General features: G+C 47.8%; 10 protein-coding genes, 8 tRNA genes and 1 riboswitch. Of the genes, 1 reads left to right on the top strand and 17 read right to left on the bottom strand.

Annotated elements, in window-relative coordinates; genetic code table 11:
• Positions 1-107 precede the first annotated feature (107 nt).
• The 7 genes from BTR1S_RS15835 to thiC all read right to left on the bottom strand — a co-directional run bounded on the left by BTR1S_RS15835 (position 108) and on the right by thiC (position 6,580).
• Positions 108-181: transfer RNA gene (locus BTR1S_RS15835), tRNA-Gly, on the bottom strand.
• A gap of 136 nt (positions 182-317) precedes the next feature.
• Positions 318-587 (bottom strand): 30S ribosomal protein S14, encoded by a 270-nt coding sequence (rpsN, locus tag BTR1S_RS15830; RefSeq protein WP_006636554.1) that lies wholly within the window; start codon positions 585-587, stop codon positions 318-320.
• A 265-nt stretch (positions 588-852) separates the two neighbouring features.
• Positions 853-1,983 (bottom strand): FMNH2-dependent alkanesulfonate monooxygenase, encoded by a 1,131-nt coding sequence (gene ssuD / locus BTR1S_RS15825; RefSeq protein WP_006636553.1) that lies wholly within the window; start codon positions 1,981-1,983, stop codon positions 853-855.
• A gap of 13 nt (positions 1,984-1,996) precedes the next feature.
• Positions 1,997-2,833 (bottom strand): ABC transporter permease, encoded by an 837-nt coding sequence (locus tag BTR1S_RS15820; protein WP_006636552.1) that lies wholly within the window; start codon positions 2,831-2,833, stop codon positions 1,997-1,999.
• A complete protein-coding gene (locus BTR1S_RS15815) occupies positions 2,830-3,813 on the bottom strand; it encodes an aliphatic sulfonate ABC transporter substrate-binding protein (protein WP_029419093.1) in 984 nt (327 codons plus the stop codon). Before BTR1S_RS15815 ends, BTR1S_RS15820 begins: the two co-directional genes overlap by 4 nt.
• A gap of 19 nt (positions 3,814-3,832) precedes the next feature.
• Positions 3,833-4,600, bottom strand: coding sequence for an ABC transporter ATP-binding protein (locus BTR1S_RS15810; protein WP_006636550.1), 768 nt, complete (start codon positions 4,598-4,600; stop codon positions 3,833-3,835).
• 204 nt (positions 4,601-4,804) lie between these two features.
• Positions 4,805-6,580, bottom strand: a complete 1,776-nt coding sequence (gene thiC / locus BTR1S_RS15805) for a phosphomethylpyrimidine synthase ThiC (RefSeq protein WP_006636549.1) — start codon at positions 6,578-6,580, stop codon at positions 4,805-4,807.
• Positions 6,581-6,724: 144 nt separating this feature from the next.
• A riboswitch (TPP riboswitch) is annotated at positions 6,725-6,834 on the bottom strand.
• A gap of 139 nt (positions 6,835-6,973) precedes the next feature.
• Here thiC and BTR1S_RS15800 point away from each other — a divergent pair.
• Positions 6,974-7,750, top strand: coding sequence for a sporulation protein (locus tag BTR1S_RS15800; RefSeq protein ID WP_029419094.1), 777 nt, complete (start codon positions 6,974-6,976; stop codon positions 7,748-7,750).
• A 40-nt stretch (positions 7,751-7,790) separates the two neighbouring features.
• Here BTR1S_RS15800 and aroD read toward each other — a convergent pair whose 3' ends face one another.
• The 10 genes from aroD to BTR1S_RS15745 form a co-directional block, all read right to left on the bottom strand.
• Positions 7,791-8,552, bottom strand: coding sequence for a type I 3-dehydroquinate dehydratase (gene aroD, locus BTR1S_RS15795; protein ID WP_006636547.1), 762 nt, complete (start codon positions 8,550-8,552; stop codon positions 7,791-7,793).
• Between the two features lie 770 nt (positions 8,553-9,322).
• A complete protein-coding gene (locus tag BTR1S_RS15785; RefSeq protein WP_034326239.1) occupies positions 9,323-12,184 on the bottom strand; it encodes a M14 family metallopeptidase in 2,862 nt (953 codons plus the stop codon).
• A 301-nt stretch (positions 12,185-12,485) separates the two neighbouring features.
• A complete protein-coding gene (locus tag BTR1S_RS15780) occupies positions 12,486-13,811 on the bottom strand; it encodes a TGS domain-containing protein (protein WP_029419095.1) in 1,326 nt (441 codons plus the stop codon).
• Between the two features lie 483 nt (positions 13,812-14,294).
• A tRNA-Leu gene (locus tag BTR1S_RS15775) sits at positions 14,295-14,376 on the bottom strand.
• A gap of 12 nt (positions 14,377-14,388) precedes the next feature.
• Positions 14,389-14,477 (bottom strand) — tRNA-Leu (locus BTR1S_RS15770).
• Between the two features lie 10 nt (positions 14,478-14,487).
• Positions 14,488-14,558, bottom strand: a tRNA-Cys gene (locus BTR1S_RS15765).
• 15 nt (positions 14,559-14,573) lie between these two features.
• A tRNA-Gly gene (locus BTR1S_RS15760) sits at positions 14,574-14,648 on the bottom strand.
• A 53-nt stretch (positions 14,649-14,701) separates the two neighbouring features.
• Positions 14,702-14,773: transfer RNA gene (locus tag BTR1S_RS15755), tRNA-Gln, on the bottom strand.
• A 15-nt stretch (positions 14,774-14,788) separates the two neighbouring features.
• Positions 14,789-14,861, bottom strand: a tRNA-His gene (locus tag BTR1S_RS15750).
• 21 nt (positions 14,862-14,882) lie between these two features.
• Positions 14,883-14,956, bottom strand: a tRNA-Trp gene (locus BTR1S_RS15745).
• Positions 14,957-14,961: the final 5 nt, after the last annotated feature.

Raw genomic sequence — 14,961 nt, 5'->3', positions numbered from 1 at the left:
CAAAAACTTGCTTTTTTTAAAAGCAAGTTTTTATATATTCATACATGAAAAAACGCAATGCTTCGTTTAATCTGAGAAACGAAACACTGCGTTATAAACAGTATGTATGGAGCGGGTGATGGGAATCGAACCCACGACATCAGCTTGGAAGGCTGAGGTTTTACCACTAAACTACACCCGCATGATCTTTTTTTAAACAGATCATCGTTTTGACTTTTATAATGTTACATGTTTATTAAGATTTCGTCAAGGGGATATTAAAAATTTGTCGAAAAAAAGCGCCGGAAACAAATCGGCGCTTTTTACAGGATTTCGTTTTACCAGCTTGATTTTTTGACACCGGGAATTTGGCCTTTATAGGCCAATTCTCTGAACGCAATCCGCGACATTTTAAACTTTCTCATATATCCTCTCGGCCTTCCGGTCAGCTCGCAGCGGTTATGCAGCCTTGATGGCGCTGAATCGCGGGGAAGCTTGCTCAGCGCTCTGTAATCGCCTTTTTCTTTTAACTCTTTTCTGATGGCTGCATATTGCTCAACAAGCTTTTGCCGTTTTATTTCCTTTGCCACTTTTGATTTTTTGGCCACTCTTCACCCTCCTTGAATAAATCGTAATTATTACGATTTAAATTTACCACATATTCCGGCAGTGTGCAAACATTCGTACAGATATTGATCATAAATGTTACAGATGAATAACAGGTAAGAGAGTTGAGAGCAAGATTCGGCTGCTTCCACGAAGGCATGCACTGTCGATCTTTTACCGTTTTTTCATGCAGAGTGCTGCACTTCCCGATCATTGTGCTTCAATATTTGCTTTAAAAAACTCCAGGGCCCCCTGGAGTTTTTTGGTTTACAGCATTTTTTCCTTTTGCTTTGACGGAAAATGATCATTTCCGATGACTTCGCCGGACGCTTCTTGTTCAAGTTTCGTACGAAACGGAAGGAGCGGGAAGACTTTTTCGGCGAAATGATACGCTTCTTCAAGATGAGGATAGCCTGAAAAGATAAATGACTCTATGCCAAGATCGGCATATTCCTTTATCCGGCTGGCGACCGTTTCCGGATCACCGACAAGCGCCGTACCGGCTCCGCCCCTGACAAGTCCGATGCCCGCCCAAAGATTGGGGCTGATTTCAAGATTGCCTTTTTTGCCTTGATGCAGCTGAACCATTCTTTGCTGTCCGGATGAATCCATCCGCCGCAATGCGTTTTGGGCCGCCTCGACCGTTTCATCATCCAAATGGCTGATCAGTTTATGTGCCGCGTCCCATGCTTCTTTTTCTGTTTCGCGGACAATGACATGGAGCCGTATCCCAAAGCGGACGGTTCTTCCCTCTTTTTCGGCCAGTTCTTTGACGGATTGAATTTTTTCTTTGACAAGATGAGGCGGCTCGCCCCATGTTAAATAGACATCCGCATGCCTGGCGGCGGTCTTCTGCCCCGCCTTTGAGGAGCCCCCGAAATAGACCGGCGGATGGGGCTTTTGCAACGGCGGGAACAGCAGGCGGCCGTTTTCAGCCTTCAAATGCTTGCCTCTGTAGCTGACGGTCTCGCCTTTTAAAAGCGAACGCCATATGTCCAGAAATTCGTTGGTGGCCTCATACCGCTCATCATGACTGATAAACAGGCCGTCACCCGCCAATTCGTACGGATCGCCGCCTGCGACCACGTTGATGAGGAGCCTGCCTCCGGCAAGACGGTCAAACGTGGAAGACATCCGCGCGGCGACCGACGGCTGCATCAATCCCGGCCTGACGGCAACTAGAAATTTCAAGTCTCTCGTTTCTGCGGCTAATGCGGCCGCTGTAATCCACGGGTCTTCGCACGATTTCCCCGTCGGCAGAAGAACCCCCGTAAATCCAAGCCTGTCAGCCGCTTGCGCCACCTGCTTAAAATAAGTGTAGTCAGCTGTTCTGCCTCCCGTTTTTGTGCCAAGATACCGTCCGTCACCATGAGTTGGGATAAACCATAAAATCTCCATGCCGATCTCTCCTTTACTTATGATTTCCTAAATAGCTGTTTCTCCACCCCAGGCACTTTCTTTCCAACACTCTGACCAGGGAATCTGTCAATTTTCCGACGGCAGCAAAAATCAAAATCCCTACAAACACCTTATCGGTTTGTGAAAACTGTCTCGCATCCATGATCATGTAGCCGACTCCAGCGCTTGAGCCCATAAGCTCCGCTACAACAAGGCCAAGCCACGATACGCCGAGCGACAAGCGTATTCCTAAAAGAATATTCGGGAGCGAAGCAGGGAGAATCAGCTTTGTCACCTGCTTACACCAGTGAAACTCCAATACCCTCGCCACATCGAACAGCTTTGAATCGACACCCCTGATTCCCGAAAATGTATTGATATACACTGGGAAGAAAGCGCCAAGAGCGATCAATAGCACCTTTGACAGCTCATCAAAGCCGAACCATAAGATAAACAGCGGCGTGACGGCGAGGTGCGGAACGGTTCTCAGCATTTGCAGAGACGGATCGAGATAATCTTCGGCTATTTTGGAGAATCCGATGACAAGCCCGAGCAGCAACCCGAGTCCGGCTCCCAGGAAAAAGCCGAACGCGGCGCGCTGAATGCTGATGCCCAAATGAGTGAAAAATTCTCCTGATGCAATAAGATCCCGGAAGGTCAGCAATATGTCATAAGGCGCCGGAAGCACGGTCTTGGATATGAGCTCCAATGACCCGATAAGCTGCCATAATAAAATGATGATGACGGGCAATATAAATCCTTTTCCCCAGGCCCGCCTAAAAGCGGTCGGCTTCTGTTTGGCGACTGTTTTTGGCCCGGCTGCGGAAGTGCTTGATGAAACTGCCCTCATTCGTCGTCTCCTCCTTTGAGCACTTTTTTAATAAACGAGTTGTCAACCACTTCTTTTACATCAATCTGTTTGTTGATCGCTTTTAACTCGTATTGAAAATCGGCAGTCTCCTGCTGCGTTTGAATGATGCGTTCGCTGATCGGTTCGTTTAACGGTTCGGTGTTATTTAACACGTTTTCAACGACCTCTTTGTCGATCCCTTTGATTTTTGAATACGCATCAACCGCTTCTTTCTTATGGGTTTTCTGCCACTTTACGGCCTTGTCGTACACTTTCAAAAAACGGACGACCTCTTCTGGATGCTGTTCGGCAAATTCGCTCCGTACAAGCGTAAAACCCGGAGAATACCGGTCAATTTGTTCCCCGTCAACCAAAATGTCGGCATCGCTTTTGATCGTTTTGAGGGACAAAAACGGCTCCCAAATCGACCAGGCATCGATGGCTCCGCTGTCAAATGCGGGCGCGGCTTCATCAGGCTGAAGCTGAATAATCTGTACGTCGGAAGGCTTCAGGCCCGCCCTGTCGATTACTTTATACAAAAAATCAAACCCGCTGCTTCCTTTTGCCACCGCTACCTTCTTGCCTTTCAAATCCTTGATGTCATGTATGCCGCTCCCTTTTTTCACAAGAATCCCGTTTGCTTTTAATCCGTCCTGTGAAAGCCCGATTTCCTTAAAATCAACGCCTGCCGCCTGTCCGGCAATCACCGGGGAGTTTCCCACCTGGGAAAAATCGAGTTTAGCTGCGGCAATTCCTTCAAACTGCGGCGGACCGCTTTGAAACTCCGTCCATTTCACCTGAATTCCTTCTTTTGCAAACTCGTTTTCAAACCAGCCTTTTTCTTTTGCAAGCAGCAACGGGCTTAAACTTTGCTGCACCCCGATGTTTATCACTTTCAAGTCTTTTCCGTTTGATTCGGCTGATGAACAGCCAGCAAGCAGCAGCAGGATTCCAAGCAAGTACACCGGCAATTTTTTCATCCACATCCGCTCCTTTCCGTTAGATGCCCGATCCCTCTTGGAAGCTGAATTCTTCCGTTTGTTCAAATTCTTTCAGCACCCTTTGTCTGATGGACTGAAAAACGGGTGATGTTCTGCTGCGAGGAAAAGGCAAGTCAACCGGAATCACTTTGTGGATTTTTCCCGGCTTTGCCGTGAGAACCGCAATCCGGTTGGCTAAATACACAGACTCGTCAATGTCATGGGTCACCAGGATCATCGTCATGTTCTTCTCTCTCCATATCTCTGTCAGTACATCCTGAAGATGCTTTCTCGTAAAAGCGTCCAAGGCGCCAAAGGGCTCATCAAGCAAGAGAATGTCCGGCTCCCTCAGCAATGCTCTGGCGATCGCGACCCTTTGCGACATTCCGCCGGACAGCTCACGCGGATACAATTTCTCCGCGCCTTTCAGGCGGACCGTTTCAATCAATTCATCGACTTTTTTACGGATGGCCTGTTCTTTGAGGCTTAAATCCGCGGCGATATTTTGCTCAACCGTCATCCAGGGAAAAAGCCGGTGCTCTTGAAAGATAAAGCCTTGCTGAATCCCGGGCGCTTTTATTTCTCTGCCGTTCATGCTGATGCGCCCGTCATAATCCCCATCCAAGCCGGCGATGATTTTCAGCAGCGTACTTTTTCCACAGCCGCTTGGTCCAATGACGGTAAGAAATTCGCCGTTTTCAACCGAAAGCTTCACATCTTGAAGAACGTTGGCTTTGCGGCCGCCGTTTACAAACGCTTTTTCGTTCACTCGGATTGATAAAGACATCTTGTTCCCCGCTTTCTTTGTCAATTTGAAAATAAAAAAGCTCTTATCCCAAATGAGATAAGAGCCTTCGGTTGACCGATCAGCGCTGATGGAATGTTCCGAAATATTACATAACATACTAATTCATATAATTCCGACCTGTCAACCCTATTTTATAAAAAAACAGATGAAAGGTTCCCCTTTCATCTGCCGTATTGCTTGTATTTAATTGTAAATTTTGCTGCCTGCTTGTTTAAATTCCTTTGCTTTCTCTTCCATTCCTTTTTCAATTGCCGCTTTTTCATCAAGATTGTTTTCTTTGGCGTAATCCCGAATGTCCTGAGAAATTCTCATACTGCAAAACTTCGGCCCGCACATTGAACAAAAATGCGCCGTTTTCGCACCCTCGGCCGGCAAGGTTTCATCATGGTATTCAAGCGCTCGTTCCGGATCAAGCGAGAGGTTAAACTGGTCGCGCCAGCGGAATTCAAAGCGCGCCTTTGACAGCGCATCATCGCGGATTTGCGCGCCGGGGTGGCCTTTGGCGAGATCTGCCGCATGAGCCGCGATTTTATATGTAATCACACCTTCGCGGACATCGTCTTTATTCGGCAGTCCAAGATGTTCTTTCGGCGTCACATAGCAAAGCATTGCCGTTCCGTACCAGCCGATCATCGCCGCTCCGATCGCTGAAGTAATATGATCATAGCCCGGGGCGATATCGGTTGTCAGCGGCCCCAATGTATAGAACGGGGCTTCTTTGCAAATCTCCATTTGTTTATCGACGTTTTCTTTGATTTTGTGCATCGGCACATGCCCCGGTCCTTCAATCATCACCTGAACGTCATGCTTCCAGGCGATTTCCGTCAGCTCGCCAAGCGTTTCCAATTCAGCAAATTGCGCTTCATCATTCGCATCCGCAATCGAACCGGGACGAAGACCGTCTCCTAATGAAAAAGCGATATCGTAGGTTTTCATAATTTCGCATATTTCTTCAAAATGTGTATAAAGAAAGCTTTCTTCATGATGCGCCAAACACCACTGCGCCATGATCGCCCCGCCCCGGGATACGATTCCGGTGACGCGTTTTGCTGTCAACGGCACATACCGGAGAAGGACGCCGGCATGAATCGTAAAATAATCGACGCCTTGCTCAGCCTGTTCAATCAATGTGTCGCGGTAAATCTCCCATGTCAAATCTTCAGCGACCCCGTTTACTTTTTCAAGCGCCTGATAAATCGGCACAGTTCCGACAGGCACCGGACAGTTGCGGATGATCCATTCCCTTGTTGTGTGGATCTCCTTTCCGGTGGACAGATCCATCATGGTGTCCGCTCCCCAGCGGATCGCCCAGGTCATTTTTTCCACTTCCTCTTCAATCGAAGAAGTGACGGCTGAATTTCCGATGTTCGCATTGATTTTCACGTGGAAATTCCGGCCGATGATCATCGGCTCGCCTTCCGGATGGTTGATATTTGACGGGATGATCGCCCGCCCGCTTGCCACCTCATCACGGACAAATTCAGGAGAAACATGCTCGCGAATCGCGATGAATTCCATTTCAGGCGTGATGATTCCCTTTCTCGCATAATGAAGCTGAGTGACATTTTTTCCTGGCTTGGCGCGAAGCGGTTTTCTTTTTAGCCACGGGTAGCTGTGATTCGCCTGATGCTGTTTTTTATAGCCGTTATCTTCAGGCTTGATTTCTCTGCCCTCGTATTCCTCGGTATCTCCGCGCTCTTTGATCCAATCCGCCCGCAAAGGCTTCAGCCCTTTATGAATATCGACTGTTTCATTTGCATCCGTATAAGGGCCGCTCGTGTCATACACGCGGACGGGCTCGTTTTCTTCTTCGCCGAATGATCCCGTCGTAGGGCTCAGGGCGATTTCCCGCATCGGCACTCGAATGTCTGGCCGCGATCCCTCGACATATACCTTCCGGCTTCCTGAAAAGCTTGACATAATCGAGATGTTTGCTTGCTGTACTGACTCATGTTTCATGTTTTGATCCTTCCCCTCTTTTAAAATGATCAGGACGAAACTCCAGAACAGCACCAGCACAAAAAAACCAGGCACATGTTCATGAACCTGGTTTACAGTCAGTAAAATATCCGCAGATGGCCGCAATACATCGCCCGGTCTCTGCAAACACCTTTTTTACTTCCCCACGCTGGTACGAACCAGATCAGGTCCAAAGGGTTAAGAAACGCACTTGTTTCTCTCTCAGCCCAAACAGGGCACCCCTAGTAAAGCTATTAAATTCGTTTTTATGGTAACATATCGATTTAGCGATGAAAAGAGAAAGTTAAAACGATTCAGAAATAAATGAATCCTTTTAGCGATCAAACGCGTATAAACATTGCCTTTATTTCAACAGAAGGAGAAGATCAATATATGTCATTTTTTAAAAAGCTTGCGGCTAGCGCGGGCATCGGGTCGGCAAAGGTCGATACGGTTTTGGAGAAAGATGCCTACCTGCCGGGAGAGGAAATCAGAGGAACCGTTTCTGTAAAAGGCGGCAATGTCGAACAGCAGATCAGGTATATCGAAGTATTGCTGAGTGCGAAATATGCCGTTGTAAAAGATGATAAAAAGGAATGGAAAACCGCCACCATCAAATCCCACCGCGTAACAGAAGCGTTCACAATCAGCCCCGGGGAGGAGCGGCATTTTTCTTTTTCATTCAACCTGCCGCTTGATACGCCGATATCGATGAAAGCAGCTGGCGTTTTCTTATTTACAGATCTCGATATTCAAGGGGGAATAGATAAATCGGATAACGACCCGATCATCGTCAAACCGCACCCGTGGATCGATGCTGTGCTGAAAGCCGTCGAAGAACTCGGATTCCGGCTTCGTGAAGCAGACTGTGAACATGCGCCATACTTCAAACAGCGGCTGCCGTTCGTGCAGGAATTCGAATTTGTTCCGGTGGCACAACATTACCGCCGCCTGTTTGACGAATTAGAGCTCGTTTTTCTTTTAGATGACAGCGGCCTGGAGATGATGATCGAGGCAGACCGCCGCGCAAGAGGTTTAAGAGGCTGGCTGGAAGAAATGTATAATGAAGGCGAAAGGCTCGCCCGCGTCCGGTTTGACGAAGCAGAGCTGAAAGATGCAGAAGCGCTGAAACAATCGCTTCAGGCAATTATTGAGCAAAATGCCGGATAAACGGAAAAGGAGCCGCTGGAACGGCTCCTTTGTCTATTTATCAATTGCGATGCAAAATGCCAAGTATCTGCTTGAGCTCCGCCGCCGCGATTTGGCCTGGTGCAGATGCCTTTTCGGCTACGCCAAACGTCATCGCCGAACCAAACACCTCTCCGGCCAGCCGGCTGATCACACCTGTCCCGGCCATTGACATCGTAATAATCGGCCGCTCCGCATAGCGTTCATTCATCGTATGAGTCGCCTCAAGCAATGTCAGCACATCAGCCGGTGTTTCAGGCATCACCGCAATCTTGGGCAAATCAGCGCCTAATTCCTGGGCTTTGCGCAAGCGGGCAATGATTTCTTCCACTGGCGGCGTCTTTTCAAAATCATGATTGGACATAATGACGAATACACGATGCATATGAGCCGTTTCAACCAGTCTTCTCACTTCTTGCTCTTCATTGAACAGCTCGACATCAATCACATCTGCCAGCCCTGTTTCGGCAACGGCGTGATTCAATGAAAAGTAAAATTCCTTACTGACTTCTTTTTCGCCGCCTTCCTCCGCGCTGCGAAATGTAAAGATCAACGGGATATCTTTTAATATCGCTCGGATGTCAGCCAATACCTCTTTCACTTTGTCAATGTCTTCGACATCCTCAAAAAAATCAGCCCGCCATTCGGCAAGATCCGGACGAATGGATGGAAGAAAAGCGGCTTCTTCTTTCAATTGTTCAAGCGTTTTTCCGACGAGGGGCACACAGATTTTCGGTATTCCTTCCCCGAGGATGACATCTCTGATGTTGAGTGTTTTATTCACGTTTCGTCACTCCAGTTATGATGTATGTGAATGGTTTTATTGATTTAACGGTACAGGATATTGATAGGGAGTGCAAGAGGAATCCTGATTAGCACCGGTCTTTTCCAAAACTATGTATACTAACGAAGAATCACACGCAACCAATGACCGTTACAGCATTCATTAAGCGAATCTTCTCACCTTCAAAGATTGAAAGAAGAAATGCAACCAAAAAAGGCGACAATGTTGCCGCCTTTTTTCATGCCGTTTTGCTCTTTAAGATCCGGCGCCTCTGGAAGCGAGCAGAGTTTCTGAACCTGTCGCGCTGGCCAAATCAAACCCAAGGGATGCAGTAATGAAAAAAACACTTGCGATTATTTTTTTCATGTAAAGAACCTCCTTTCATGTTAGTTTACTTGATTTTATCGCTTTTCCTAAGAAGTATGTGGAATATTTGTAATTTTTTAATAAAATGTACACTTTCGCCACATCCTCAGCAAGAGCTTCCTCATAGTCCTCTTGATGGGAAGTATTCCAGAAAAGCATCATAAGACCGTATATGAAATAGCGACAGTAAAACACTGTCGCTATTTCACCCTTCATAATAAGAGTGTAGGACGCCGTACAAAATAGCTGAAATCTCCGCTGCGTAAAGATAAGTTGCGTGTCAGTGGTTAAATTGGCCATCGTCAAGAATTCGGCATGAGTCACTTGCTTCAGCGGCGCCAAATTGTTTCCGCCAACACTTGATCATGCCGGGGCCTGCCAATTCACGAATCACCGCCCGACCATTATTTACGCCTTGCAGAATCGCCCGACTCAGGCACTGATCCAATTAGCGATGGAGCATTGTCAGTTTTTTCGGGACCGGCATTAAAAATCGAATTAGCCAGCAACCGGTATTGATGCTGCGGATGATCGTTATTGGTTAAATCGTTGGCGAAAACAGTTAAGTTCTTGTTGTTATCTTTATACGTGAAGGCCATAATCTTTCCTTTGGCAGCATCATGTCCCGGCCACCAGCCGGCCTTGAAGAAGTGATCTTCATCAGCGATCACTGCAAGCACTTTTGCCGTTTTAGGAACAGCGGTAATATAAGAACCAGTGACTGTGTAGAAGTATTCCTGTTTATTGTAAGGGGCTGTAATGGCATGATCTTGCATGACATTTGCCAAGAAGACGCCTTCGTATCTCTCCCATTCAGGTCCTTTAAAAGAAAAGCCAGGTATCCACTTCTGAACATTCGTCATACCCATATTTCCAAACGCAATGTAAGGCTTTCCTTTATTAACATATTTAGAAGAGTCGAACGTATTGACAAGCACATCTGCGCCCGACTGTTCTGATGTGACTTTAAAGCCCAGATTTTTCAGTACATATGCCGCTTCACCTAGTGCTCCTACAGTAGAAGCCTTGAGGATTTTGCCGCTTGGTTTCTTATGCCTGAATGCGCTCACGTCGAGACAGTACTTGGAAGCCAATGGGTACAGGTCCTTGTAGGCAACCAAGAAGTCACCCGCTTGATAGCCTGATCCGCTCTTGGTGAGCATTGTAACGGTCTTGCCGGCTGCCAGTAACTCGTTGACCGCCTTTACCGCATCATTGTTTGTGTTCTGAATCAGAACATAATCTGAGCGTTTTGGCATTTTAGTCCCCGGAAACGATACCGATGTGACTCGAGAAGTCTTGCCTGTGAACACCCCGGCATTCCGAATCACATAACGGTCAAATCCGCGCATATCATGGAAATTTTGAATCATCTCACCGGCTATCATTTCATAATCAGATACATCTATTCCATCATACAAGACCAAGTTCGCGAGGCCGCGGTTTGCCTGGTGCATGTTTACAATAAATGATCCTGCCGGATATGTTTTTCCGTTAACGGTTACCGCTTTTGTTGATCGTTCAACCTTTACGCCGTTGCGAAGGAAGTACTCAACCATCTTATAGGTTTCCAGCACATTCTTTTGAATGTTTTTATCGACCGGCAGTACGTAATATTCCGGGAAAAAGTTTTGGTTGCCCTGCCGCGGACGGCCGATCTCTTCATTTTTGGCGTTGACCAAGTAATGATCGACAGCACGGTCATCGATATTGTCCACCCCGCGCTCGAATATTTTTAATTGGTTCAGGAACAGTTCTTCTTTCTTCCCTGCTACATATTTTGCAGCTGCCGCAGAACTGTAATACAGAACTTTGGTAGACTCCTCATTCGACTCGGGCGTTTCCAGCGTGTGCCCCATCGCACCGTGATACATGGCGAATGCAGTGGTATATGCTGCAGATGCATCATCCCATCCTGAAGCGGTGCCTTTTGACACATAATTCGGATCTTCTGCAGTTTTCCGATGTTCTTCATAAGGGATGTGATAGTAGTCGTACTTCGTATTTGCAATCCCTGCCTCACCCATAGCCTTTGCCTGTTCCACCATGTGATCAATCAAAAGATCATACTCAACGTTCGGGTTATGAGGCGGAGTAGAGGGCTCAATCAGGAAATTGGCATCGAACCCGTGCATATCCAGAAAAGACAGCGGCGACCACTTCGCGATTTGCTCCGTTATGCTGCGCGTTTCAGGCTGGGTTTGATAAGAATTATCCCGGTTCAAATCGAAATCCTCAGCATTCGAACGTGTTGTATGAACCCGGCCATCAGGATTGTCAGTATAAACGAACAGAAAGAAAACATTATTTAATGCATCGTCTATATTCAAAGTTGTCTTGCTTTTCTTGCCATTCGGCAGGACTGTATCATACGTAATGCTCTTATCCAATGCCATTGACTTAAAGTAATTCATGATCGCGTCGACTCCAGGCGCTTCATTCGGATGAATATTGTTCAGCCAGATCGGCACCTTATAGTCGCCAAATGCGCCGGATTTAATGTCGGCCTGCAATTTCTTCGGGTCATTCAGCATGGCAGGGTGGGTCACCTTCTGATACTTATCGACAGAGGCTTTATCCTTGGCAAGTACCGTTAAATAGATATCACGGCCTTCGACCGATTTTCCAATGGAAGTCGTTTTGATATATCTGTTGTTTTTTTGCGCAGCTTTTGCTGTGACGGCATCGATCTCCGGTTTCAGCTCATCGTAAGTGCGGAAGCTGTCATACGGCGTCAATTTTACGGGAGCATGAGCAATGACTTGTCCGTTCGCTGTTGCTGCCAGATCAAATGTGCCCATCAGCGATGCGTATAGCGGACGCTGCAATCGCGGCTCCGCCAGATTGACTGTGTCGTAAGGAAGGTCGAAGTTGATGTTTGCATGAACCTTGCCGTTGGTTACTTTTACATGGTCAACCGTAATGAAAGATGCACCGGTGTAACCACGGTCCTTATATTTTTTCCATTGAGACAGCGGTTTGCCGTCATACGTCCAGCTTAAGCTCTTCACATCAACACCTTGCGGAAGCTTAAACGCAGCATGAAGCGTTCGTTTCTCTGTCATCGAAGCAACATTGTTGTCCAGTTTTAGCTTCTGAGATTTTTTAGTCTTATTTAGATTGGACGTCTTTACTTTTGTCTGCTGACCGGACGCCATCCCCTTGGCAGCCTGCGCCATAGCAACGCCAGGGGTTATCGCTCCCAGCAGCATCATAAGCGATAAGACCAACATCAGATAACACGTTGTGAACGTTTTTTTAAACATAGAAAAATGCCAACCCCGTTTCTGTACTGAGCGCGATATTTTCAAGTTGTTACATTGATAAGAAAAAAGTTAATCCTGTGAGCGGTTCTAGCAGATTCTAAGCTTCTGCATTTCGTTTAAACCTGCAGAACCTTGGTTCTGAAAATAACAAAGTATTTCAACAAGCTTACAACTTCCTCATACTGCTTCCAGCAGAACTCATCCACCGCGTACTCCGATATATCTCGGAGTTCACGCTTATAAGGCTGTCTGCTCAGACGTTTCCTTCAGGCAATACTTACGAAATGTTAAAGACGAGCGCCTACCTCAGTGTTGGTCCCGTAACTGGTCCCAAGGCGCTGAATGCCCGATCAAAACGTCGCATCGCTGTCTCGAGCGGACCGGTAGGGAGCTGTGCAATCAACCACCCTGTCACCATCGTCACGGTTGCGACGAGCAGATCACCGAATGGAATCGCCCCGATATCATACTCGACCCCCGATAGTTCGAGACCCCATATCACGACAAACTGAGCTGCATACATTGTCAACGCTACACGTCCGACTCCCGCGAATGGCATTAACACACCAGAGTTCTTCTTCGGTACGAGACATACCAGTCCCAGCGTCAAAAATGCGGCCCCCAGCCCCAGCAGTGTCTGGAACGTTGACGCACTGTGCGGAGCAATCGAAAGAAGATTATGCCACAGAGGCGGTTCCACGTTGAACGGCCAGATTGCATACTGGTCCGGCTGGGCGGCGGCGGTGCCTTGAACGCCTACGAGCCACTCTTCAAAGGAACGGCTCAGCCCTGGAAGAACGAAAGCGCCCAGCACCTTAGAGACAGCGAGCATGATTGCGCCGCTGCCCACTAGCCAGAGTGCAGTACGCGTCTTGGTCAGATCAAAGCGCCCGATCGCCATACCGGCGACAAAAGCGGGTGCAAGTGCGAGCGCGGACAGCGGGCCGCCTGCAATATCACCAAGTAAGTACGCTCCCGACAGGACGCTGCCTCCGAGAATCATCAGCGGCGGACTCACTGCAATCAAAGCTGCTGCCGTTGCAACGAGTACACGCGTCGAACGACGAACGAGCACCAACGCCAGCACAAACAGTGCCGCATAAGCGGGCAAGATCACCCCGAACGGAGTATTCAGCATGATGAGCAGATATCCTATCATATCGATAAATACCGCGCGGGCAAGCATCCGCGTCCGAAATGCGGCCGGCTCCATTCCTCGATCCATCATGCGCCCGGCCATGATCGAATAGGAGATGCCGCCGCAAAGCACAAATAGAAGCGTCGTATTCCCGGAAACGATTGAACCGTTCGTTTCGTTCAAGGCGAAGTGCTGCAAATACATCCCTATCACCGCCAGTCCCCGTGCTGCATCAAGCGCCACAATACGCCCTGTGCCCCGCGAATCCTTCCTCCGTACGATCTTCTGCCCTTCGGCCGAGTCCCGGGTGACGATTTCAACGTGCGCACCGTCCTGAAGCGGAGTTGATAAATTGACCAGCTTTCCGTTTAATTTGCCTGCAACCGCATTTTCCAGTCCGCAGCTAATGGAAGCCGCGACATCCTCGATGCTTGCTTCCTCTTCATATTCTCTGATAGACCCATCAGGCAGTTTAATACTGATTGACAACTTGTTTTCCTCCTCAAAAGATTAATGCTTACGTGTTCTATTTTTTCTTTGCCTATATTTGGATGAGATCTTGCTGTATTCCAATATAGCGGGCAGATGTAGCTAAAGTTTGATCAACTTGTAAACAAAACGTAAACAGATGTCTAAACTGTGGAGGGTAAGAACATATACACCAGTGATCCAAAATTTGTGTCGAGGAAAATTCTCTAAACAAATAAAAGCACCTTGTCGATGACAGGTGCCTGGTTCTTGCTAAAAGAGCTCATTTGATTGGAGGGGTTTCAATAAGGGGATCGTCAAGCAAGAGGCTGAGCTGCTTGAATGCTATAAACCATTTCATGATACGATTAATGAAGGCCGCGGACAACAACTGATCATTGAGTTTATTTTGGCAGGTTTGCCGCTTGGATGAGGAATAAATAAAAAGAGCGTTCCTTATAAAAGGAACGCTCTTTCATCGTTTGGCAATACGATGTTTAGTGATACCGGTGGTCGGGGTCGAACCGACACTCCCGAAGGAACACGATTTTGAGTCGTGCGCGTCTGCCAATTCCGCCACACCGGCATGTGTGAGCTATGGTGCCGAGGGCCGGACTTGAACCGGCACGGTAGTCACCTACCGCAGGATTTTAAGTCCTGTGTGTCTGCCAATTCCACCACCCCGGCAAGGGCACTAAGGCGACACCCGGATTCGAACCGGGGATAAAGGTTTTGCAGACCTCTGCCTTACCACTTGGCTATGCCGCCATCATTTTAGGAAATTGGAGCGGAAGACGGGATTCGAACCCGCGACCCCCACCTTGGCAAGGTGGTGTTCTACCACTGAACTACTTCCGCATGTTAATGATGAACTCATTTTATCATATTCAGCTTATTGATAAAAGATGAAACTGGGCTAGCTGGATTCGAACCAGCGCATGACGGAGTCAAAGTCCGTTGCCTTACCGCTTGGCTATAGCCCAATATTATTCATAAAGGGCGATTGATGGGAATCGAACCCACGAATGCCAGAGCCACAATCTGGTGCGTTAACCACTTCGCCACAACCGCCATAAATTCTAAGGTGTAAATTGGCAGGGGCAGTAGGAATCGAACCCACACCGGAGGTTTTGGAGACCTCTGTTCTACCGTTAAACTATGCCCCTAAAAG

Source organism: Bacillus sonorensis NBRC 101234 = KCTC 13918 (genome assembly GCF_001592005.1).
Taxonomy (GTDB): Bacteria; Bacillota; Bacilli; order Bacillales; family Bacillaceae; genus Bacillus; species Bacillus sonorensis.
This window is presented reverse-complemented; position numbering and strand designations above follow the sequence as displayed.